18 protein-coding genes are annotated in these 22,027 nt (G+C 55.3%); 3 read left to right on the forward strand and 15 right to left on the reverse strand.

Translation table 11 applies throughout. The annotated features are described in order from the left end of the window. Positions 1–123 precede the first annotated feature (123 nt). The gene (locus tag WNY38_RS13875) at positions 124–315 is read right to left on the reverse strand and encodes a hypothetical protein (protein ID WP_342857950.1); all 192 of its coding nucleotides are present in this window, start codon (positions 313–315) and stop codon (positions 124–126) included. Between the two features lie 359 nt (positions 316–674). Here WNY38_RS13875 and WNY38_RS13880 point away from each other — a divergent pair, with 359 nt between their 5' ends. After that, positions 675–1,661: a transglycosylase SLT domain-containing protein gene (locus tag WNY38_RS13880; RefSeq protein ID WP_342857951.1), complete on the forward strand. Its 987-nt coding sequence runs from the start codon at positions 675–677 to the stop codon at positions 1,659–1,661. 427 nt (positions 1,662–2,088) lie between these two features. Here the strand turns inward: WNY38_RS13880 and kduD are convergent, their stop codons facing one another. From kduD to dctP, 6 genes are read right to left on the reverse strand one after another with little or no spacing between them, the layout of a single operon-like run. Beyond that, positions 2,089–2,832: a 2-dehydro-3-deoxy-D-gluconate 5-dehydrogenase KduD gene (gene kduD / locus WNY38_RS13885; RefSeq protein ID WP_342857952.1), complete on the reverse strand. Its 744-nt coding sequence runs from the start codon at positions 2,830–2,832 to the stop codon at positions 2,089–2,091. Between the two features lie 6 nt (positions 2,833–2,838). After that, the gene (gene kduI, locus WNY38_RS13890; protein ID WP_342857953.1) at positions 2,839–3,666 is read right to left on the reverse strand and encodes a 5-dehydro-4-deoxy-D-glucuronate isomerase; all 828 of its coding nucleotides are present in this window, start codon (positions 3,664–3,666) and stop codon (positions 2,839–2,841) included. A 20-nt stretch (positions 3,667–3,686) separates the two neighbouring features. Continuing rightward, entirely contained in the window at positions 3,687–4,946 is a 1,260-nt protein-coding gene (locus tag WNY38_RS13895) for an AGE family epimerase/isomerase (RefSeq protein ID WP_342857954.1), read from the reverse strand. Positions 4,947–4,953: 7 nt separating this feature from the next. Beyond that, positions 4,954–6,729 carry a DUF2264 domain-containing protein gene (locus WNY38_RS13900; protein ID WP_342857955.1) on the reverse strand — a complete coding sequence of 592 codons (1,776 nt, stop codon included), beginning with the start codon at positions 6,727–6,729 and terminating at the stop codon, positions 4,954–4,956. A gap of 6 nt (positions 6,730–6,735) precedes the next feature. Then, positions 6,736–8,691 carry a TRAP transporter large permease subunit gene (locus WNY38_RS13905; protein WP_342857956.1) on the reverse strand — a complete coding sequence of 652 codons (1,956 nt, stop codon included), beginning with the start codon at positions 8,689–8,691 and terminating at the stop codon, positions 6,736–6,738. Positions 8,692–8,747: 56 nt separating this feature from the next. Beyond that, the gene (gene dctP, locus WNY38_RS13910; RefSeq protein WP_342857957.1) at positions 8,748–9,737 is read right to left on the reverse strand and encodes a TRAP transporter substrate-binding protein DctP; all 990 of its coding nucleotides are present in this window, start codon (positions 9,735–9,737) and stop codon (positions 8,748–8,750) included. 213 nt (positions 9,738–9,950) lie between these two features. On the opposite strand from dctP, the gene WNY38_RS13915 reads away from it, so the two are divergent. Further along, a complete protein-coding gene (locus tag WNY38_RS13915; RefSeq protein WP_342857958.1) occupies positions 9,951–11,141 on the forward strand; it encodes a glycoside hydrolase family 88 protein in 1,191 nt (396 codons plus the stop codon). Between the two features lie 114 nt (positions 11,142–11,255). Further along, positions 11,256–12,284 carry a LacI family DNA-binding transcriptional regulator gene (locus WNY38_RS13920; protein ID WP_342857959.1) on the forward strand — a complete coding sequence of 343 codons (1,029 nt, stop codon included), beginning with the start codon at positions 11,256–11,258 and terminating at the stop codon, positions 12,282–12,284. A gap of 164 nt (positions 12,285–12,448) precedes the next feature. On the opposite strand, the gene WNY38_RS13925 is transcribed toward WNY38_RS13920, so the two are convergent. The 8 genes from WNY38_RS13925 to topA form a co-directional block, all read right to left on the reverse strand. Next, positions 12,449–13,201 carry an SDR family oxidoreductase gene (locus tag WNY38_RS13925; protein ID WP_342857960.1) on the reverse strand — a complete coding sequence of 251 codons (753 nt, stop codon included), beginning with the start codon at positions 13,199–13,201 and terminating at the stop codon, positions 12,449–12,451. Beyond that, positions 13,198–14,592, reverse strand: a complete 1,395-nt coding sequence (locus WNY38_RS13930; RefSeq protein WP_342857961.1) for an FAD-binding oxidoreductase — start codon at positions 14,590–14,592, stop codon at positions 13,198–13,200. Before WNY38_RS13930 ends, WNY38_RS13925 begins: the two co-directional genes overlap by 4 nt. Next, positions 14,589–15,590 (reverse strand): lysylphosphatidylglycerol synthase transmembrane domain-containing protein, encoded by a 1,002-nt coding sequence (locus WNY38_RS13935; protein ID WP_342857962.1) that lies wholly within the window; start codon positions 15,588–15,590, stop codon positions 14,589–14,591. The genes WNY38_RS13930 and WNY38_RS13935 overlap by 4 nt, the downstream gene beginning before the upstream one ends. Before the next feature lie 192 nt (positions 15,591–15,782). Then, on the reverse strand, positions 15,783–16,436 hold the full coding sequence (locus WNY38_RS13940; protein WP_342857963.1) for a 3-oxoacid CoA-transferase subunit B: 654 nt from the start codon (positions 16,434–16,436) through the stop codon (positions 15,783–15,785). Positions 16,437–16,501: 65 nt separating this feature from the next. After that, positions 16,502–17,296 (reverse strand): hypothetical protein, encoded by a 795-nt coding sequence (locus WNY38_RS13945; RefSeq protein ID WP_342857964.1) that lies wholly within the window; start codon positions 17,294–17,296, stop codon positions 16,502–16,504. Beyond that, entirely contained in the window at positions 17,293–18,360 is a 1,068-nt protein-coding gene (locus WNY38_RS13950) for a GSCFA domain-containing protein (protein WP_342857965.1), read from the reverse strand. Before WNY38_RS13950 ends, WNY38_RS13945 begins: the two co-directional genes overlap by 4 nt. A 22-nt stretch (positions 18,361–18,382) precedes the next feature. After that, positions 18,383–19,081 carry a CoA transferase subunit A gene (locus tag WNY38_RS13955; RefSeq protein ID WP_342857966.1) on the reverse strand — a complete coding sequence of 233 codons (699 nt, stop codon included), beginning with the start codon at positions 19,079–19,081 and terminating at the stop codon, positions 18,383–18,385. Between the two features lie 184 nt (positions 19,082–19,265). Beyond that, a complete protein-coding gene (gene topA / locus WNY38_RS13960; protein WP_342857967.1) occupies positions 19,266–21,896 on the reverse strand; it encodes a type I DNA topoisomerase in 2,631 nt (876 codons plus the stop codon). Positions 21,897–22,027 lie beyond the last annotated feature (131 nt).

Here is a 22,027-nt window from a genome sequence, read left to right on the forward strand (position 1 = left end):
AACAACCCAGTCAACAGTTACTGCGCCGTCTTCGTCTGCTTGGAAGTTTTTGTAGAGTTTGAAGAATTTCATGGTGTATTTCCTGTGTTCAGATCAAAGCCAAAGACTTTGAGAAATTTTGACTTAGTAAGTTACGACAGTGCGGGCTGCGAGATCGGAAGAGATAGTGGAGCCGATTGATTTCGTGCCGGTTGCAACAGTTGCAAGAACAGCAACGCCGAGGCCTACGATTGCGGAAGTCAAAACAACCCAGTCAACAGTTACTGCGCCGTCTTCGTCTGCTTGGAAGTTTTTGTAGAGTTTGAAGAATTTCATGGTGTTACCCTCCGGGGTATATCAGATGTTCACGTTCTAAGCGGTTTCAGCTGCGGTGTTTCCCGTACCGCGTCGTCTGCCTTGTCGCTTTCGATGTGACTATATGGCCCCCGAACTGGGGCAAGAGTGGGGCAAGAATAGTACGATTTTGGCACCGTTAATATTTCAGCAAGATAATCACTTAAGCATTTGAAATATATTGATTTAATTTTTTAACCTTTTTCCTCTTTTTCTCTTGGGGGCGCAATTTGATTCAAATTTGTTCAACGATTGGTGCCAATTTTGATCTAATTACTGGCTGCATCCCCTAATTTTTGCGAAACTAAGAGAAATTTTAATGAGACGGATCGAGCATCTATATGAGTGGAATCATTATTTGGGGGGCGTTGTCACGGACACGTACCCTGAGAACCTGCCTTTGTGCAGGTCTTATAGGCCTCTGCGCCGGTGTTGCGCCGTTTTCGGTCTGGGCCCAAAGCAGTCCAACCGGCCCCGTTTTGATCGACCCTGCCACGGGCAGTGCCCTTAAAAAGGTTAAGCCGGGACTTACGCCAGCCCCTTGGCCCAAAGTGACGCCGCGTCGTTTGACGCCGCCGACATCTGACACCACCAGCCGCATCAATGTTCAAATTCGCCCCTCAACCCAATTCGCGCCCCAAGGTCCAAGCGGCCCCACAGGCCCAAGCGGTCCCACAGGTCCACAGCCTGCGGGCACCGTGATGCCTTTGACGGATTTGCCAAGCGTCCCCGCCGATCTGCAAGACTGGTTTTGGAGCGTTCTGCCCCATGATTTGGCCGGTGCGGCCCCCGAACGCTTCGCCGCAGCCTTGGCCGCCCTCGACAATGATGGCGCAGCAGCCCTGTCCACGCCCACCTTTCAGCAGGTCACGGATTTGGCCAATACATATGGTATTGATCTGTTGATCCATTCTATTGGCACAGATGTCAGCCCCGCTTTGGCTTTGGCGGTGATCGCGGTGGAATCTGCGGGCAAGACAGATGCGATCAGCGGGGCAGGGGCGCAGGGTCTGATGCAATTGATCCCAGCCACAGCCGAACGCTTTGGCGTCACAGACGCCATGGATCCCTCAGAGAACATTCGCGGCGGGATCACTTACTTGGATTGGTTGATCAAAGAATTCAACGGCGATGTGGTCTTGGCGCTGGCAGGCTACAACGCGGGCGAAAACGCGGTCAAAGACAATCGCGGCGTGCCGCCATACCCCGAGACCCGCGCCTATGTGCCCAAAGTCCTCGCCGCATGGCAAGTCGCGCGGGGGCTCTGCGTGACGCCGCCTGATTTGTATTCCGATGGCTGTGTGTTTGCCACCAATGCTGTGCGTTAGGGGCATTAGGATATGGTAAGGTCGATAGGTTCTAGTCAATGAGTATTGATCAGGCGTGATTAAAGATCGCCTTCATACCATTGTTGGACAATCTCATCCTAAATTTGCTGTTTTTCCTATCCCAAATTGGTATCCGTCAAACAGGATCATTAATGTCCTTTAGGCTTTTATTTAAACAGACTTTGACGCAATTGCTGTGAAAGACAGCACTGTCTGGCAGGCGAACTTTATGACGGCAGCAAGGGCGCAACTGGCCACTTCCGCAGGCGCAAGAAAACCCAAAAGGGACATCCATTCGGGCGTCTCTTTTGGGTGACATATATATGTATATATGTAGGTCGCAATTTTACGTAGATCGCAATGACAGCCTGAATCACAATAATGACAAATCGATTGTGGAATTGTGTGCCTACAGCCGCACGCAACCTCACCGCGCAAGCCAGCCGCCATCGACGTTGAGCACAGCGCCCGTCACGTATTTCGCCGCACGCGAGCATAGGTAGGCAGCGGTTCCACCGATATCGTCGGGGTCGCCCCAGCGTCCTGCGGGAATGCGCGACAGAATGGCAGCGTTGCGATCTGTATCTCTGCGCAGGGCTTCGGTGTTGTTGGTACTGATATAGCCAGGTGCGATGGCGTTCACCGTGATGTTGTGAGCCGCCCATTCGTTGGCAAGGATCTTGGTGATGCCCGCCACAGCGTGTTTGGACGCGGTATAGGCTGGCACGCGGATGCCGCCTTGGACCGACAGCAAGGACGCGATGTTAACGATGGACCCTGCCTGCCCTTTGGCGATCAGTTCTTTGCCAAAAGCCTGACACGTAAAAAACAATGCCTTCTGGTTCACATCGATCACTGCGTCCCAATCCGCTTCGGAATACTCGGTGCTGTCTGCACGGCGGATGATGCCTGCGTTGTTCACAAGGATCGAAACGTCAGCGCCTTTAAAAGTGTTTTGCGCAGCCATAGGATCCGCGAAATCAAGCAAGAGTGTCTGTGTCCGCCCGCCTGCGGTTTCGATGGCCGCAACTGTTTCATCACAGGACCGCCGTCCTGCGCAAATCACATGAGCGCCTTGGCCAGCCAAAGTCACCGCGATCGCTTGACCGATGCCCGTATTGGCACCGGTCACTAGGGCCTTGCGACCCGCGAGTGTAAATAAATCCGTCATATCGGCCTACTTCATATCTGCGGGTTGGATGAAATCCATATCGGTATAATCGATATTGTCGCCCGCCATGGCCCAGATGAAGGTGTATTTCCCAATGCCCGCGCCAGAGTGTATCGACCAAGGCGGGGACACTGTACCTTCTTCATTGGCAATCACAAGGTGACGGGTTTCCGTCGGCTCGCCCATCAGATGCATCACACGGGACGCATCATCCATCCCCCAGTACAAATAGGCTTCCATACGGCGGTCGTGCACGTGGACGGGCATTGTGTTCCAGACCGATCCTTCCAGCAGCGCGGTGTAACCTAAAACCAATTGGCAGCTTTCCATGACCTGCGGGTGAATGAATTGGTTGATACGACGCTTGTTGGACGTTTCTGCGTCACCCAAGACAACCTCTTTGCTGTCTGCAATCGTGATAAGGCGGTTGGGGTATGTGTGGTGGGCCGGACAAGAGGTTATGTAAAATCGCCCCGCGCCCGCAAAGATGATTTCGCCCGCGCCCATCCCAAGGTAGAGCACATCGCCTTGCTTCAACGTAAATGTTTCATCGCCCAGACTGACAGTGCCGGTGTCGCCGATGTTGACGATGCCCATTTCGCGGCGATCCATAAAGGTTGGTGTGCGGGTTTCAGCAACTTCGCCCAAAACCAGAGTGCCGTCACCTGGAACAGCACCGCCCATCACAAAACGATCATAATGGGTGTAAACAAGGTTAATCTCGCCAGTGACAAACATGCCTTGGGTCAGGAAATTTTTGCGCAGCTCATCCGTGCCCATCATCTTGGCGTGATCTTGGTGAACGGCATGGCGTGTTTCTACATTCAGGGTCATTAGGGTGGTCCTTTTTATGGCTATGATTTTTTCGCGGGTTCGAGTGGCGGTGCTGACAATCGCGATAGGGCAGGGACAGGCGGGAATAAATCCGCTTGGATTGCGTGGTAAATATCGGGCTTGCCAAGGAATTGGCGCGACGTCGGTGTGCCGTCATTGTCCAGTTCGGGGAACCAGCCTCCACGGTCGTGATCGATCAGATGGGCATCGGCGAACGCCCATAGCTTGCGGTAAGTCGCCTCATCGGCTGCGTTCGGGGCAAGTTTTTGCAATGCTGCAATGGCTCCGATCGCTTCGGTCACAGGCCACCAATAACGATCTGTTTTGGCAACCTTGCCCTGCTCCAGCGTGTAAACAAAACCGCCGTCGCTGCGTGTCGCATCGCTTAGCGCTTGCGTGATCACGCGACGGGCTTTGGCAGGGGCTCCATCGTCGGCGCGGCCTGTCAAATCCCAGTATTGCAGCAACAAACGACCAAGTTCGAAACTGTGACCCGGCGTGCTGCCCGCAGGGCGAAACATCGGGTTGCCTTCATAGGTGGCATCGACCAGCCATTCTTGTGTGAAATGCTCCGGTAGACGCCAGCCGTGCATCGGGGCCAAGTCATCGAAAAAGAACGCGAGTATGCGACCTGCGCGATCTAGGTAAGCAGCGTCATTCGTGGCCTCAAACGCGGCGAGATGCGCCTCGACTCCATGCATATTGGCGTTCAATCCGCGATAGGTTGAAAAGGGCGTCCAATCGGCGCGAAACTCGTCTGCGAAGCGGCCATAAGCGGGTTCCCAAAATTTGCTTTGCAGCACATCCGTCACATCCGACAGCAAGCGGTCCGCATCGGCGTGTCCTGCCGCTTTGGCCGTCGAGGCCGCGAGCAGCACAAAGCTGTGCCCGTAGGCCAATTTCATGTCATTCGCGGCTGTGCCATCGCGGTTTATCGCCGCGAGATAGCCGCCATGTTTCGCATCACGGTGCAGATTCCACAGGAAGGCCATGCCCGCGTCGATCACATCATCACAACCGCTATGGCCGAATTGCTTTGCCAGAGCGAATGAATGCACCATGCGCGTTGTGGTGTGAAGTTCTTGTGGTCCATGCCCCAGCGGGGTTCCGGCAAAATCAGGCACATCAAACCCGCCATCTGCACGCAGCATGGGGCGAAAAAAATCTAACTGGCGTTGGGCATCGTTTCGCAAAAAGCGGTGATGGACAGGATCGTTGATCCATAGGCCGTCAAAGCCGTGGTCGCCGATGGCTTGTGTTGGTTTTGTTGTGCTGAACATTGTTGCATCACACCTGTGTATTCATAGTGTTGTCAAATTGATTTGGCCGCCCGAGCGACACGTAACATCCGAACCAATGCACACCTGCAGGCGACAGCCCTAAGAGCTGCGGCACGGCGACCTTGGGCGTTAGAAGTGATACGTTGGGCGCAGGTACATGAACCCGCGATTGGCGTACTCTGCCTAGATCGCGCAGTTCGCTGCCGTTCGTGCACAGCGCGTGACCGCTGCTGTCCCAAGGCATCGTCACATGGGGCAAGGCACAGTTGCGTGCGGTTGCAAATCCGCCTTCGATAAAGCGTAAATTCGTGGCGCTGCGGATGCGGTGAAGGCGAACGTGACCTGCGCCAGTGAACCGCAGCCAGCTGTCGATGACCACGTCATCGTAGGGGCGCCATCGCGCGCGCAAGCCTTGTGACGTCAACCTGATGCAGCGACTGTTCTGGCGTATATGCCATGGCCGCCCTTCGATCTCGACGGCCATGGATCCATCCAACGCGGCTGTTTCAAACTGCGCGTCACGTGCCTCAACACAAGGGGGGGCGGCTGTGCAATAGGCGAACTTTGAATATTTCTCCGCACCGTGTCGGAACATCGGTGCGTCCTGACCTGCGGACAGAACCGTCACCTCATCCCCGCTGTTGCGCAGTAAAAACCGCGGCGCCTTTTGGACTTGCGATGTGTCAAAGTGTGGCAATGGCAGTTCGTCTGCCAACCAGAACGGATGATCTTGCGGCATCGCGAGACACAAAAACACCTTCATCGCCCAATAGGGAGAGCCCGCGGAATTATAGTCTTCTGCCATATGCAAGTTGGCATAGCCGAAGCCGACCGACAATACGCCATCACGGTCAGCAATCGGTTGATCGGCCCACCAACGCAGATTGCGCAACACAATGCCTTTCAACACCCCCCACGGTAAAACGGGGTCGGGGTCACACAGGGCATAGGCTCCGAAAAACGCGCTCATGGCAAAGCGGTAGGTCATCGAACGCCCGAAGGGCAAACCGCGCCCTTGGTCGTCAAACCACTGGGCGAACTGAGGGGCGAAAGCGCGCGCGCGGGACAGGTGGCTGCTCATGTCTGTGTGGGGTGCAAAGCGGTGCAGTAACAAGCCGTAGACATGAAAAGCAAAGCCGACGTAATGGTCCACGCGATTGCCGATTCCGTCGCGGTACCATCCATCGCCCAGATACATCTGGTCCAGTTCGGCGCGATCTACATCGCCGCTTTCGGGCGCAGGCCCATCACCTGTCGCGCGCAGACCCGCATCTATCAGTAGGCGAAAAAACAACCAGTTGTTGGGTGAAAATCGTTGTTCGGTCGCCGCCAAAAGATAGGCGCGCACTCGGTCCTTGGCATCGGGTGACAAAGGATCCCACAGTTCGGTCTTGGCCACCAAAAGTGCAAACCCGACGGCCGCAAGTTCAACCAAACGCTGGTCCACTTCGCCCACTTCCCCCCAGTATTCGGGGTGGCTTGGGGTGGTGCCATTGTCCAATCCTATGCGGTAGGGGTGCCAATCAATCGTCGTCTCGCCGCCTGCATGTGCCGCGGCCAAGGCCCAAAGGGGGCGCGCGAAGCCTTCCAGCTCTGCCGCGCCATGATCGAAAATCGCCCCTGTGGGTGACAGCTTAACCCGGGCACATCCCGGTGAACGGTGCGCCTCCAACGGTGCCAACAACCGCCCCATCGCCGCGGCCAAGTCGGCTCGTGACGTCAGCGGCTGCCCATGAAGCGGATTGAACCGCACAAAGGGTGCAAGTGCTGGATCAATTGTCATGCCAGCCTACAATCCAAACAAGCGCGGGATGGCGAGACTGATTGCGGGCACAAAGGTGATCACCAACAAACCCGCTGTTTGCAATGCAAAAATCGGCAGAAGGGGCCCTATGACCTTGGCAATCGGTTCACCGCTGATCGAGCAAGAGACGAACAGCACTGTGCCAACGGGCGGCGTCACCAAACCAAGCGCGAGGTTGTAAATGAGGATCACGCCGAAATGCACCGGATCGACACCAAGTTCGGTGACAATGGGATAGAAGATGGGTGTAAAAATCAGCATCGCGGGGGACATGTCCATAAACACACCGACGATGAGCAAGATGACATTGATCATGAGCAAAATCACGATCTTATTGTCGCTGACCGAGGTCATTAAAACACGCACGGTTTCGGGGATCGAGGCGTAGGTCATCGACCAGCTCATCATCGTAGAAGCTGCGATCAAGAACAAGATGGACCCTGTCACAATTGAAGTGTCGCGCAAAATCTCGAACAGCTTTTGAGCATTCAGACCTTTGTAAATCAGAGCCAGCAAAAGGCTGTAAACCACCGCGATTCCTGAACCTTCGATGGCGGTGAAAGCGCCGCCTAGGATGCCTGAAATTACGATCACCACCAGCAAAAGGCTAGGGGCCGCACGCAAGAACAGTCGGAAGGCTTCGCCGCGGGTTGGGCGCGTGCTTTCGGCTTCATACCCGTGTTTTTTGGCGTACCAATAGGCCACCAGCATAACAGACAGGCCCATGATCAGCCCTGGCAAATACCCCGCCATAAACAATGCGATGATCGATGCGCTTCCGCCAGTGATCAAAGAATAAACGATCAACGCGCCTGAGGGCGGGATCAACATACCTGATGGAGCCGACGCCGCATTGACAGCCGTGGACATCGCCATGTTGTACCCTTTTTCACGGGCGACAGGGTTTATGATACCGCCAATTGCGGTGGCCGAGGCAATGCCTGATCCTGACAGTGTGCCAAACAACATATTTGCCAAGACGTTGGTTTGCCACAAACTACCAGGAATGCGCCCACCGATCAGCATGGCAAAATCAATCAGCCGCCGCGCAAGACCTGTCGCGTTCATGATATTGCCAGCTAGAATAAAGAAGGGCAGCGCCAGAAATCCGAAGCTGTCCAGCCCGTTGAACATTGTTTCGCCCACGGTGGGTATCATAATGTCGAGGTCGATTTGCAAGCCCAAGGTTAGGACGCCTGCGAAGGCCAAGCCGATGGCGATGGGGCTGCCTATAATCAAAAACACCACAAACGTCGTGAACAAAACAATTGTCGACGTCAGTTCCAACGCATTGCGCACATTGACTGCCATCCAATCGGATTGCCAAAGGGTGATGATCCCCGCGCCGCACACACACACGATGCCAGTGGCCACCAAAAGGTTGGCAAGCGTCGCAGGGTTGGTGGATGCAGGGCGGGCAGGGTCAGCGGGCAGCCTATCTAGAAGTCGTAAAATACGGATGAGTTCAGCAACAAGGATCATAACGCCGCAAATGATAACGACCGATTGCAACCAGCCCATCGGGATCTGCGTCATCGGTGTGCGCATACGGCTGTTGGCGACAAAACTGGTTGAACCGCCCCAGATTAGGATCGCCCCAAACACTAAGGAGAGTTCTGAATTGATAAGGTTTAAAACGCGCTGTGGCCGTGGTGGAAGCATGTCAAGCAACAGCGGCAAGCTCATGTGGCGGCTGCCGAGAAAGCAATATCCCGCCGCGATCAAGCCAAGCCAAATCAGTGAAAATCGCAAAAATTCTTCGGAATAGACGCTGGGCGTAGACAAGATGTAGCGCGAGACCACCTGCCAAGTAATCGCTACCACCATCAGCGCGAGAAGACTGGCGAGAAACAGGGCGATGAGGCGCTCGATGAGGCGACCCAACGTGATGAGTGCCGGCGTTGGCGCCGCGGCCGAATGTCTAGATATTTCTTGCGTCATGTTGGCCCCTTACCGGCTGAGTGCCCCGCCAACACAGTGTAAGCGAGGCAAACTGTTTAGAAGTCGCGGTGCTCGATGGCGAAGATCGCTTCGATCAACGCCTGTTTCGCGTCATCTGCACGGGCCGCTTCGTACATCGGATGAACCGCGTCGATGAAGGGGGCTGTGTCGACATCGATCACTTGAACCCCCATTTCATCAACGGCCTTTTGCAAATCGGCGGCTTCGCTGGCGTCTGAAAATTCAATCGATTTCAGGCTGATCACTTCAAACGCTTCACGTACAATCGCAAGATCGGCAGGATCGACACTGTCGTTAAAACGGTTCGATGTGACGACAAAGTCGGTCAGGCGTGTTTGGTTGGTCAACAATGCGTATTTCGCGACTTCACCAAATTGCGCAACGTAAAGACCGGCAAGACCACCTTCGGCACCGTCAACGATCCCTTGCTGTAAACCTGCGTAGAGTTCGCCAAATGGCAACGGCGTTGGCACAGCGCCGAACAAAGACAGCATTTCCATATAGGTCGGGCTGGCGATGGCGCGCAGCTTCATGCCTTGAATGTCTTCAAAGCTTTCCACGGGCGAGGTTGTGTAGATCGAACGAAAGCCCGACGAAATAAACCCGAGCGGAACAACATTGTGCTCTGCTGTTGCATCGAACAAGGCCTTTTGCACGTCAGCTGCGGTCATAACTTGCGCGTATTCTTCGGATGTGCGGAACACATAAGGTAGGTTCATCACGCCAACGGCTGGGGCAACGTTTTCCAGCGTTCCAGAGTTCACAAGGCCCGCATCAATCACACCACGTTGGATTTGTTGAAAATACTGCGCCTGCTCGCCCAAAACGCCGTCATTGAACATACGAAATTCCACGCGGCCCTCTGTGCGCTCGGCAACGGCATCGGCAAATTCTGTCAACAACTGGCCTGCGGTGCTTGTTTCGGAAACGTTCGTCGCCAGACGGTAGATATCTGCCATCGCTGCGGTAGACGTCAGCGATAGCGCAAGCGTGCCAGCCGTTAAGATTCGTGTAAATGTCGTCATAAAAATTCCTCCAAAAACGGCGTCGCTCGACGAAAGTTTCGTGAACCCCTTGCGACGACCTCCCATCTGATCTGATGAAATCCGTGAGATTCTCCAAACGCTCACGCTTTACCAGTGCGTATTGGCCTAAACCTCACCAAAACCGAAGTCAAGAAACTTTCGTTATTGACGAAACATTCGTAATGTCCATACTCTAGCGACAAAGGAGACCTCATGATCCATTCGCAAAAGACATCCTATTTCTCAGGTGCATCCAATGGCCAACCTGACGGCAAACCTGAATATCAGGCGGCTCTTTCGCGATGCATGCAGCGCCTCAGGGAAATTTTGCCAGTGGCCGGATTGCGCAACCCCAAGATCGGACGTGATGACAACACTTGGGCGTGGTGCGATGGCCCCGACTGGGTCATGGGGTTTTTGTCAGGCGAATTGTGGTTGGCCTATCAATTGACCGGTGACACGGTCTTTTCCAACGCAGCTCAGGCACGGCGCGGCGCATTTCGTCAGATGCTGGACAATCGCAAAGCCCAAGATCACGATCTTGGCTTTGTGTTTTCCCTGTCTTGCGTGGCCCAGTGGCAGCTTACAGGTGATCAGACCGCGCGTTCCATGGGCATTGAAGCCGCGCGCGCCCTAGTGTCACGGTTCCGCGAGGACGGCCAATATATTCAAGCTTGGAACCCTGTTGGTCCTCATGACCGTGAACAGGCTACATTCGCCAATGGCCGCATGATTGCCGATACGATACAAAACCTTGCCTTGCTGCATTGGGCGCACCGCGAAACCGGCATTGCCGATTTTCGCGAGGTTGCCGACATGCATGAGGCGACGTCTTTACGCCATTTGGTGCGCGAGGACGATACGACATTTCACACATTCTGCTTTGATCCGGCCACAGGTGCGCCTTTGCGCGGCGAAACCCATCAGGGGTACGCCGACGCATCTTGTTGGGCGCGCGGGCAGGCATGGTTGATCCATGGATTTGCCAATTGCTATCGTGTCACGGGCAATCCCGCATCTCTTGATGCTGCCGTTAGGCTGGCTGGGAAGTTCGAAGATTTGCTTGGCGATACAGCCGTGCCCGTCTGGGATTTTGCCCTGCCAACCGATGGGACGCACCCCGTCGACAGTTCTGCGGCAGCCGTCGCGGCGGCGGGGGCTTTGATGTTGTGCACTCTGGTGCCCGCTGATCAAGCACCCCGTTGGGCCGCGCTTGGATACCGTATTCTCGACGGGCTTTTGATAGACTGCGACTTGACCAAAGTTGATGGCGCCCAAGGATTTTTGGCGCATGGTGCAGGTCATGTGCCAGCAGGGCGTGGCGATGCAATGTTGCCCTATGGTGATTACTATTTCATGGAAGCCTTGATGCGTGCTCAGGGTCACACTGCGTTTTTCTGGTAGCCCTTCCACGAAAGTTTCGTTGCACCGTCGGTTGCAAACCTGATAGTTCATCTGAAACAGCGTGTTAGGCGCACTGTTGATCTGTCATACATCCGGCAAAGGATATGCGAAACTGTGAGCAAGCCTCGTAAGTCTGGCCCGACCTTGAAAGACATCGCCCAAGCCGCTGGCGTGTCCGTCGCGGCCGTTTCAAAGGTTTTGAACCATCGCGAAGGCGTGGGCGACGCGACACGGCAGCGTATCGTGCAAATCATCGACGATCTTGGGTATAGTGGACGCGCAGGGCGTGAAACCACACTTGGCACAGCAACCCTTTTGACACTTGAGCAATACGTCGCGAATGATGCTTTTTATCGTGAAATTTTGGATTCAGTGACCACCGCCTGCGCGGCGAATGGTATTGAACTGAGCCTCGCCGTGCACCGCAACTCAAATGAAATTGCGCAAGCGATCCAAAACGGCACTGTTGATGGCGCGCTTTTGTTAATGGGAGTTGATCATCCCGATATGGTGGATGCGGTTGTTGCGCGCGGATTACCTGCGGTCATTGTGAACGGCATGGACCGCACGATGCGGCTGACCAGCGTTTCACCTGATTACCATTTTGGCGCTTGGGTCGCCACGAGGCACCTCCTTTCACTGGGGCACCGTGATATTATGCACGTCACGCACCCTTACCGAGAATCCATTCGCCGCCGCATTGACGGGTTTCGAAATGCGCTTGAAGAAGTCGGTATTGCGTATGATCCAGATCAACATATTCTTGATCTTGGCGGACCCGAAAATATATCGCTGGCGGCGCGTGATGTTGTGTTGGCGCGATTGCAGCAAGGCAATCGGCCCACGGCGTTGTTTTGTATGAACGACATGGTGGCGATGGGCGCGATGCAAGCGGTTCAAAGCATGGGTCTAAATGTGCCTGACGACATATCAATCATCGGGTTTGATGGGCTTGCAATGGGCGGCTACGCCAACCCAGCGCTCACATCTGTTCAATCCAATCGCGCCTCTTTGGGGCCCATTGGCGTCAAGCTTTTGGCTGAATGCATGACTCAATCGGCGGTCAGCGTGCAACGTGTCACGACGGGTGGCGATTTACTTTTGCGCCGTTCCACCGCACCTGCTTCTGGCGCCGCGTCTTAAAGATGTGGTTGCCGCGATCTTACCGTGGCAAGATTTCGAGACCACAGGCTCATCAAAAAAGGGGCACCTGGTGGGGTGTCCCTTTTGTTTGACATAGGTCTCTATCGCATGAGGTCTCTATCGCAAGACGTTTTGAAGTCCGTATGCTTCGGATAAACTGCGCTTTAGATAGACATTTTCTTAAAAATGAACTCAGGAATATGGCGGATGATCAGCATGATGTAGCGCCAGAAAAACGGCGTGTAGATCACGTTTTTCTTCTTGGCGACCGCGTTCATAATGTCTGTGGCCACCTTTTCAGGGGCCGCGACCAAGAACATGCCTTCCACATCCCACGTCATCGCCGTATCTACAAAACCCGGTTTCACGGTGACCACATGGGCACCTGCGCGCGTCAAACGATTGCGCAGGCCTGACAAATACGTCGCAAAGCCCGCTTTGGCTGATCCGTAAACGTAATTACCGATGCGACCCCGATCGCCCGCAACCGATCCAACACCCACAACCGTGCCGCTGCCGCGGCTTTCTAGTTCTGGGGCCAGCATTTGCAAAAACGTCGCTGGGCCGGTGTAATTGTCTTGCACCGTGCCGCTGATCAAATCGGGCTCTGCATCGATCGCGTCTTGGGTGGGCATCGAGCCTACGAAAACAGCACAATTGATCACGCCGTCCTCGCGTGTGGCACGTTCAATAATCGGACCAAAGCTAGACACATCGCGCGCGTCAAAGGCGCAAGGCTCAGTCGTTTTCGCACCGCGCGCCAAGCAATCACTCGCCGTGGCCCGCAGGTCGTCCAGATCGCGCCCGCACAGCAAAAGCGTCGCACCGCGTGCCGCCGCTTTGCGCGCAAAGGCCCGCGCCATCGATGAGGTTGCGCCCAAAATGATCCATGTCTCGTTTTGTGTGGACTTGCTCATGCGCGCTCTCCTTTGCCTGTATTAGATAGGCCTGTATCAGACAGGGCTGTCTCAGATTGGTCTTTAGAGGCTTTTGGCGCAGCAGGTGCACCGCGCAGCTGCAAGCGACGCACCAAATTTGTTTCCATCGCACGTTCAGGATCAGCTTTCGCCACCTCTTGCTGCCATGTCTCTTGCTCTGGGTACATGCCCGCGATCTGTTTTGCTTGGGCTAAGCCGTCTTTGGCAAAGTAAATCCGCCCACCAGCCTCGCGCGCCAAATCGGTCAAGTCGCGCACCAGATATTCGGCGCTGCCACGATTGGGGAAATCCACCGCCAATGTGTAGCCTTCCATCGGAAACGACATATAGCCCGCGCGCCCTGCGCCCATTTTTTTCAGCACAGCCAAAGGCGAGGCCAGCCCAGAGGCAGCAATCCGTTCCAGCATGATCCGCAAACAGTTGGTGGCATTCAGCGGCACAACGCATTGAAATTGGTTAAAGCCGTTTTTGCCGTACAGACGATTCCAATTGTGGATCGCATCCAGCGGGAAAAACGGATCCGTAATAGGCTTGACGCTGGTGCGCCCAGTGGCTGGCACGCGGCGAAAATACATTTCATTGAACAAGCGCACGATGGGCGCAGACAGGGCCCAATGCGGCGCGTTGAAGGGCACCGATTTGCTTTTGCCGCTTCCGGGGTTTACGCCGGATGTAATCTCGCTTTCTTCCAAAACGCCACGGCCTAGATTTGCGCCCTTGGCAGTGGCATCGATCCAACCGACGGTGTAATCTGCGGTGCTGTCGTCAAAGGCCACGAAAAATTCGTCCAAATTGTCGATGCGGCGCTCAGTCAAAACCATCAAATCGCCTTTGCAGGGCGCCATTTTCATCTTAGCCGAAGCGATTACACCTGTTTGACCCATGCCGCCAACAGTGGCTTGGAAGATACCCTTGTCCGAAGGCGTGATCACAAGAGTCTTGTCGCCTTGGATCAAGGTGATCTCGGTCACATGCTGGCCGAACGATCCGACCACATGGTGGTTTTTGCCGTGTACATCATTGGCGATGCAGCCGCCGATGGTGGCAAAGCCTGTGCCCGGCATCACGGGGGGTATCCATCCCTTAGCGGCAAACATCCGTCCCAGATCGCCAATCGGCAGACCCGCTTCCACATGCACCAAGCCGCTTGTGTCATCGAAGGACAACACCCGATCGAGGCGCGTCATGTCCAAAGAGGGCGCGTCAGATGTCAGCGCTGCGTCGCCGTATGACCTGCGCATGCCAAAGGCGGGCACAGGGGCTTGCGCCAACAGGCGTTTGAGCTGCGATGCGCGTTCAGGTCGGGCGACATCACCAGAGGCACTATGCGCGCGCCCCCAGCCTGTGGACTCTAAAGTTTTCCAGCTCATGTTTGAACTCTCTTTGATATGCGTTCCGCGATGGGAAAAATGATCAGACCGATCACGATGGCGAACCAAAGTGTGGTCAAACGAATGATAGCGGTGGCGGGTAGGGACAGCGCCAAGGGCACGCCTTCGAGGCTGAGAAGCGCGATCATCGCTGCTTCTGCACCGCCCACGCCACCCGGCGCGCCGGTCAGCCCACCTGCCAAGGTAGAAAATAGGAATATCGCGATGGCTGTGGCTGCGGTCACATCCGCGCCCATCCATGCCAGCAACAGATAAAAGGCGAATCCTTCGGCCAGCCAGCCCGCAAAGGCCAAAAGCGACCCTTGGAACAAAGCGCCACCTTGGGAAAACGGTGCCAGCGCGCGTGCAGCACGACGGACCTTTGCAAACAGACGGGGCGCTTTGCCTGTGGTGCGATACCCCAAGCGCGCACACCACGCCAAAAGCGCGGGCCGCGTGACGATAAATGCGGCCAGCAGCGCCAATAGCGTCACAGGCAAACCGCCTGCGATCTTTGAGGTTGAGAGCAAAAGGGTTGCCCCCAAAAGCACGGCCATCGCCGCCAAATCAGAGGCGCGATCCACCAAAACCAAAGGTGCTGTGCGCTCAACGGCCCAACCGGTTTCACGACGTATCCAGCGCATCCGTACCAATTCGCCCACACGCCCCGGTGTGACCGTCATTGCAAAACCGCCAAGGAAATGACGCATGCTGGTGATAAGCGAGAGGTTAAGGCCGAGACGTTTGGCGAAAAGATGCCAGCGCAATCCGCGCAATCCATAATTGACCAGCGACAGGGCGAGAAGCACACAGATCTGCCAAAGGGATAGTTTTTGGATTTGATGCAGGGTCTCAGACCAGCCCGTGGCGGCTGCGGCCCCCAAAAGACCGACGATCAGCAAAGCCAAAAGCCCCAGCAATATCAAACGGTCGCGCAAGGCTTTGGAGCCGCCTGCGGTGGGTTCGATCGTGGAGGAAATGGTTTGCTCTTGCTGCATGTGATTAATTTTGCCCGTATTCCACGCCGTTCTAGTGATACATTAGGGCGAGAATATGATGTTGTTACCCGTTTGGCGACAGTTAAGCGGGTCATCGCGCAAACAAGGCCGCTATGAGCAAAAAAGGGCTATGTGGCACATAAAGGCCCCCAAACTGGGAGCCTTTGTCATTCGTTTGGTGTGGGGAGCGGGTCAGTCGACGATGGTCGCCAAGGTTGCCGCCCGCAGATCAGCCTCGGTCACGCCATCAGCCGTTTCAATGATCTTCAAACCGCCCTCAACCACATCCAAAACGCCCAAGTTGGTGATCACGCGATTTACAACCGCTTTGCCGGTTAGGGGCAGGGTGCACGCTTTCAACAGCTTGCTGTCGCCATGTTTGTTGGTGTGATCCATGACCACAACAACGCGGCCCACGCCTGCGACCAAATCCATGGCACCGCCCATGCCTTTGACCAATTTACCGGGGATCATCCAGTTGGCCAAATCGCCTTTTTCGTCGACTTCCATCGCGCCCAAAATCGCCATCGCAATCTTGCCGCCGCGGATCATGCCAAAGGAAAAGGCGGAATCAAAGTAAGCCGTGTTTGGCAGCTCGGTGATGGTTTGCTTGCCAGCGTTGATCAGGTCGGCATCCTCAGTGCCTTCCACGGGGAAAGGCCCCATGCCCAACATGCCGTTTTCCGACTGCAGGGTCACTTCGACGCCTTCTGGAATGAAGTTCGGCACCAAGGTCGGAATGCCGATCCCGAGGTTTACATAAGTGCCGTCTTCCAGTTCCAGCGCTGCACGCGCTGCCATTTGATTGCGATCCCAACCCTTTGGGGCTTGTGTGTCTGTGGCCATGATGTGCTCTCCCTAAATCCGCAACGCTGCGGTGTGACCTTTGCCAGCAGCTTGCGCGCTGGCGATTATAACTGTGGTGCTGATGCGGTTTCCAATGGGGTTAGGCCCAATTGGCTTTGTGCATAAGCTGCGAAAATTTCCTGCCCGTAGGCGGCATTGGTGTGCCTGTTGTCGACCTTATCGCCGACATCCGCCACCGACGTCTTGGGGCGGGCATAGATGTCGTTGGTGGCGAAAACCCCGTTGCGCGTGTGTGTTGGCTGGGGGATGAACCGATACCCAAAATCGGCCAAACTGGTGGCTATGGCGTGCTCATACATCTGCGACCAGTCGGATGCAGTATGGCGTTTGTTCAGGCGGGCCATCGCGGCCTCATACCCTGGTCCGCGTTTTGCCCCGCGCGCCAAAGGGTAGGGGGCGGGCATAAATGTGAACCGCTTGTCATCGCCAAAGACAGCGTGGCGGCCTTCGATGAAATCATAGACCGCAGAACCGATCAATGCCCGTGCGGCGCTCAAAGACATAACAGGGCGTAGGCTGCGTTCATCGTATTCCAAGATGTCGTAATCCGCCATCAAACCGGTGACTGCGCCCATGGTAAAGCGTTCCCCCACATGGAAAATCTGCGCGTAAGGCGACAAATCCACCATCAGACTGCCATTCCACTGCTGGCTCATTTTGCAACCATACGCATCGCTGGGTGTTGGACCAAAAGTGCAGCCAATCATCAATGATCTGGAATGCACTGCACCGGGCAGAGAAAAATAATCGACCTCAAGGCTGGGAAAAGCACGCTTGATCCAATCCGCGCCCATGCGCACGCTGGCCGAATGGGATGTGCCTAGGACCAAGACCTTCATGTCTGGCTCCTGTTCATAGCATCAAGCAGGACTTCTTCGCATTGCACAGCATTATCGCCGTCGTCCAACAGGCTGGCCGCGCAACGGCTGCGAGGTGCAGGAGCATCCACCGCTTCGCCGTGGGCTTGGAAAAACATGTTCATTGCGCTTTTGACGCCGAGACTGGTGACACTGCGCTGGTTTTCCTCGAAAAAGTCGCCCTGCGCGGCTATATTTGTGATCACTTCAAAGGACGGAAAATAATCAACCGTGTCATGGCTGCGCGCAAATTCGCCTGCCGCCGCGCGCAAAACGGATTTGGAATAGGTCGTTGCAGGCAAGACGTGATTGCCCGATGCCGTCGCGGTCAAAGGCACAGGCGAGACTGTCAGTAACAGTTTGAAATTTGGATTCCGGCTTTTGCCAAAATCGTTCAAGGCCTGCAAATCGGCCATGATGGCGCGGTGCCCATCATTGCGAAAGCTAATCTCTTCGGGCGCGGTCGGAGACGCAAGCACACCAGGGGCCGTAGGATACACCGTACCCGTGGCGTCATGACACCAAGTTTCGGTCAGCCCAAGGGTGAAAATCAACAGCTCAGTCGATTCAAAGGTTCTGCGCAGTTGGCGCAGATGGTTGTTGCGTGCATCCATCACCAATTCGGGCGTGTCATAGCCGTCGGGTTCAATGGCAGGACGCTGCGCATCGATAAACTTGCCGTCCGCGCGCTGCCACACAGGGGCATGAGGCGTCTCGAACCTGTATGCCTCGTGCAACAGCTGCACCATTTGACGCGCGGAATAGATATTGCCGTAACGCGCCGAATACATCCCATAGCCAAAGCGCGCCATGACATCACGGCGAAAATTGTGCCGCGGATTTTCAAAGTCCAACACGGCCCAGTCACGCTCGACCAGATTGCGGTGCACATGTTGTGCAAAGCAACTGCCGGCGGTCATGATGGCCGTGTCTTTGGTGATCGCAAATTTCGGCACGTAGAGCCCTTGAACTGCCTCGGGCAGTTCAGCCACCACGCCGCTGCGCCAAAAAGCGCGGGGCGGCAAAGTATCATAAGGCGATATCACGTGCGGGTCTTTCCTGCCGGCTTTAGGCGGCTGGGCGCGTTGTGCGCTGCTCGATGCGTTTCTCGTGCTGGCCTTGGATGATGCGGTGCACATAAACGCCGGGCAGGTGGATCGCGTCTGGATCAAGCGCGCCCACGGGCACGATTTCTTCGACTTCCATGATGCAGATTTTACCACACATTGCCGCTGGTGGGTTGAAATTACGCGCTGTTTTGCGGAAAATCGCGTTGCCCGTGGCATCGGCTTTCCACGCTTTCACGATGGAAATGTCAGCAAAAATGCCCTCTTCCAAAATATAATCTTGGCCGTCCCATGATTTCACATCTTTGCCGTCTGCGATCACGGTGCCCACACCTGTTTTGGTGTAAAACCCTGGAATGCCCGCGCCGCCTGCACGCATACGTTCGGCCAATGTGCCTTGGGGGTTGAATTCCAATTCAAGTTCGCCGCTCAAGTATTGGCGCATGAATTCAGCGTTTTCGCCCACGTAAGACGACATCATTTTTTTGATTTGGCGCGTGGCCAACAGTTTGCCCAAGCCGAAATCATCAACGCCTGCGTTGTTCGAGGCAACGGTCAAATCCTTGACGCCGCTTTCAACTAAGGCTTCGATCAAAAGCTCTGGGATGCCGCAGAGGCCAAAGCCGCCCGCAGCAATTAACATGCCGTCATGCAAAATGCCGTCCAAGGCCTCAGCTGCGGATCCGTAAACTTTCTTCATGACGCTCTCCCTAGTAGTCAGATTTGCGCGATTGGACGCAATTGAGGGACAAGTGTCAATGGATTGCTGCACCGCAACAACACTTTATACCGCGCGCCTGTGCGCAATATGTCGCGCATAAAAGCAAATCGGGCGCAACTTTGTGTCGCGCCCGATTTACCTAAAGCTGTGCAATCGTGTTGTCTTAGCTGTCTTTTTTCGCCGCAGCCTTTTTGGCGGGCGCTTTTTTGGCAGCTGGTTTTTTGGCCGCAGGTTTCTTTTTGGGGGCTGCTTTTTTCTTGGCTGGCTTTTTCGTCGCGATCAGTTCAAGCGCCTGTTCGACAGTGATGTCTTCGGGCTTGATCTCTTTGGGCAGGGTCACATTGACCTTTTCCCATTTCACATAAGGCCCGAATTTGCCGTCCATCACTTTGATCGGACCGCCATCAGGGTGATCGCCCAATTCTTTAAGCGCCTTGGCCACTGTGCGCCCCCGACCGGGGTTTTCACGTTTGTGGGTGATCATTTCCATCGCCAAGTTCATGCCGATCTCGAACACTTCACTGGTTTCTTTGAGATTGGCGTAGACGGGTTTTTCTTCGTCTGGCAATTGGTGGATCAAATAGGGGCCAAAGCGGCCTAAGTTGGCAGCAATCACGCCACCATCAGGGTGCGGGCCAATTTCGCGTGGCAGATCCAGCAGCAACAGCGCTTTTTCCAGATCGATGCTTTCGGGCGCCCAGCCTTTTGGCAAAGACGTGCGGGGCGGTTTTTTGTTTTCAGCCGTGGCTTCGCCGCGCTGCACATAGGGGCCGAACCGACCAGAGCGCAGCGAGATTTCGTCACCGTTGTCTTCGCCTAAAACCTTTTCATAGCTCTCAGCGCCTTCGCCCGAAATCGGACGGGTGTAGCGACATTCAGGGTAGTTGGAACAGCCGACAAAGCCACCAGAGCGCGATGTTTTCAGGTGCAAACTGCCTGAGCCACATTTGGGGCAAGCGCGCGGATCTGTGCCGTCTTCGCGGGGCGGATACAGCGTTGGTGTCAGCGCTTCGTCCAATTTGTCGAGCACTTCCGAGATGCGCAAATCAGACGTTTCCGAAATTGCAGCCGAGAAATCACGCCAGAACCGCTTCAACACGTCTTTGTAATTCATTTCGCCCGCGGACACGGAATCAAGCTCGCCTTCCAGATCGGCGGTGAATTCATAGCCCACATATTTGCGGAAGAAGTTCATCAAAAAGATCGTAACGATCTTGCCTTTGTCCTCGGGGAACAGGCGGTTTTGGTCTTTGCGCACATATTCGCGTTCAACAATGGTGGTTAAAACAGACGCGTAAGTGGACGGGCGGCCGATGCCGAGCTCTTCCATGCGTTTGACCAAAGTCGCCTCAGTATAACGCGGCGGTGGGTTGGTATGGTGCTGCATGCCGAGCACGGATGCGTCGCCACCCAAAGCGGCCTCTTTGCCTTCCGCGTCAGATTTCAACGCGCCGGCAACCTTTTTGGCGGGCTCGTCTTTCATGATCTGTGGCAGGCGGGCGCTGTCTTCTTCGCCCTCAGCATCATCTTTGCCCTCAGTATAAACTGCCATAAAGCCGTCAAAGGCCACAACCTGACCGGTGGCGCGCAAGACGACCTCTTGGTCTGCGGATGCGATATCAACCGTGGTGCGTTCCAAACGGGCCGCTTCCATTTGCGACGCAATGGTACGTTTCCAGATCAGATCGTAAAGCTTGGCTTGGTCGCTGTCAGACAAGGCCGCTTCTTTGGGGCCTTTGTTCAATTCTGTCGGGCGGATACATTCGTGCGCTTCTTGCGCGTTTTTGGCTTTGTTCTTGTAAACCCGTGGGGATGCCGGCACATATTTATCGCCGTAGCGCGCTTTGATCGCGTCGCGCGCCTCGGTGATGGCCTCGGGCGCCATATCGATGCCGTCGGTCCGCATATAGGTGATCAGGCCCGCTTCATACAGACGTTGGGCTGCGTTCATGGTTTGACGCGCGCCCATGCCGAATTTGCGGCTGGCCTCTTGTTGCAGGGTCGATGTCATAAACGGCGCAGATGGATTGCGCGTGCCCGGTTTGGCCTCGACAGAGGCTATTTTCAGATCGCGCGACGACACAGCTTGCACCGCCATCTCGGCCGACAGGCGGTCGCCCAGATCGAATTTATCCAGCTTTTTGCCCGAGAGCTGCGTCAAACGCGCTTCAAACTGTTGCCCACGCGGGGTTTCCAGCATGGCTTTGACAGTCCAGTATTCTTGCGGGTTAAAGGCCTCGATCTCGTCTTCGCGCTCCACAATCAAACGCAAGCACACCGATTGCACACGACCAGCAGAGCGCGCGCCGGGCAGTTTGCGCCACAACACAGGCGACAGGTTAAAGCCCACCAGATAGTCCAAGGCGCGGCGGGCCAAATAGGCATCCACCAGCGGCACATCCACTTGGCGCGGGTTTTTCATCGCTTCCGTCACGGCCGTTTTGGTGATCGCGTTGAACACGACGCGGGAGACTGAGGTGGATTTTTTAATCGCGCGGCGTTTGGTCAGCGCTTCTTGCAAGTGCCATGAAATAGCTTCGCCTTCGCGGTCAGGGTCGGTCGCGAGGATCAGTACGTCGTCGTGTTTCAAAGCGTCCGCGATGGCTTTCACATGCGGGCGGCTTTGCGCGCCGATGTCCCAGATCATCTCGAAATCGTTGTCTGTATCAACCGATCCGTTCTTGGCCGGCAGGTCGCGCACGTGGCCGTAGGACGCCAAAACCGTGTAGTCGCTTCCAAGGTATTTATTGATCGTTTTGGCCTTAGCTGGGGATTCGACGACGACAACTGGCATGATACATCCTTTGATACGGCTATGATGGCCTTATGGCGGCGCAAGACGTGTTGCGCAACTGCGGATTGTCAATGAAAGATCGTGATAAGACGTTAATATCTGTGTTGCACATTACAGTGGCTCCCGAATCT

This window comes from Pacificibacter sp. AS14 (genome assembly GCF_038899935.1).
Classification (GTDB): domain Bacteria; phylum Pseudomonadota; class Alphaproteobacteria; order Rhodobacterales; family Rhodobacteraceae; genus Celeribacter.

Bases quoted from the DNA above. Each gene is read 5' to 3' on its own strand.
- WNY38_RS13915 (WP_342857958.1), top strand. From the start codon at position 9,951: ATGATCCATTCGCAAAAGACATCCTATTTCTCAGGTGCATCCAATGGC.
- kduD (WP_342857952.1), bottom strand. From the start codon at position 2,832: ATGACGGATTTATTTACACTCGCGGGTCGCAAGGCCCTAGTGACCGGT.
- dctP (WP_342857957.1), bottom strand. From the start codon at position 9,737: ATGACGACATTTACACGAATCTTAACGGCTGGCACGCTTGCGCTATCG.
- WNY38_RS13895 (WP_342857954.1), bottom strand. From the start codon at position 4,946: ATGTTCAGCACAACAAAACCAACACAAGCCATCGGCGACCACGGCTTT.
- topA (WP_342857967.1), bottom strand. From the start codon at position 21,896: ATGCCAGTTGTCGTCGTCGAATCCCCAGCTAAGGCCAAAACGATCAAT.
- WNY38_RS13945 (WP_342857964.1), bottom strand. From the start codon at position 17,296: ATGAAGGTCTTGGTCCTAGGCACATCCCATTCGGCCAGCGTGCGCATG.
- WNY38_RS13935 (WP_342857962.1), bottom strand. From the start codon at position 15,590: ATGCAGCAAGAGCAAACCATTTCCTCCACGATCGAACCCACCGCAGGC.
- WNY38_RS13880 (WP_342857951.1), top strand. From the start codon at position 675: ATGAGTGGAATCATTATTTGGGGGGCGTTGTCACGGACACGTACCCTG.
- WNY38_RS13905 (WP_342857956.1), bottom strand. From the start codon at position 8,691: ATGACGCAAGAAATATCTAGACATTCGGCCGCGGCGCCAACGCCGGCA.
- WNY38_RS13925 (WP_342857960.1), bottom strand. From the start codon at position 13,201: ATGAGCAAGTCCACACAAAACGAGACATGGATCATTTTGGGCGCAACC.
- WNY38_RS13955 (WP_342857966.1), bottom strand. From the start codon at position 19,081: ATGAAGAAAGTTTACGGATCCGCAGCTGAGGCCTTGGACGGCATTTTG.
- kduI (WP_342857953.1), bottom strand. From the start codon at position 3,666: ATGACCCTGAATGTAGAAACACGCCATGCCGTTCACCAAGATCACGCC.
- WNY38_RS13875 (WP_342857950.1), bottom strand. From the start codon at position 315: ATGAAATTCTTCAAACTCTACAAAAACTTCCAAGCAGACGAAGACGGC.
- WNY38_RS13940 (WP_342857963.1), bottom strand. From the start codon at position 16,436: ATGGCCACAGACACACAAGCCCCAAAGGGTTGGGATCGCAATCAAATG.
- WNY38_RS13900 (WP_342857955.1), bottom strand. From the start codon at position 6,729: ATGACAATTGATCCAGCACTTGCACCCTTTGTGCGGTTCAATCCGCTT.
- WNY38_RS13930 (WP_342857961.1), bottom strand. From the start codon at position 14,592: ATGAGCTGGAAAACTTTAGAGTCCACAGGCTGGGGGCGCGCGCATAGT.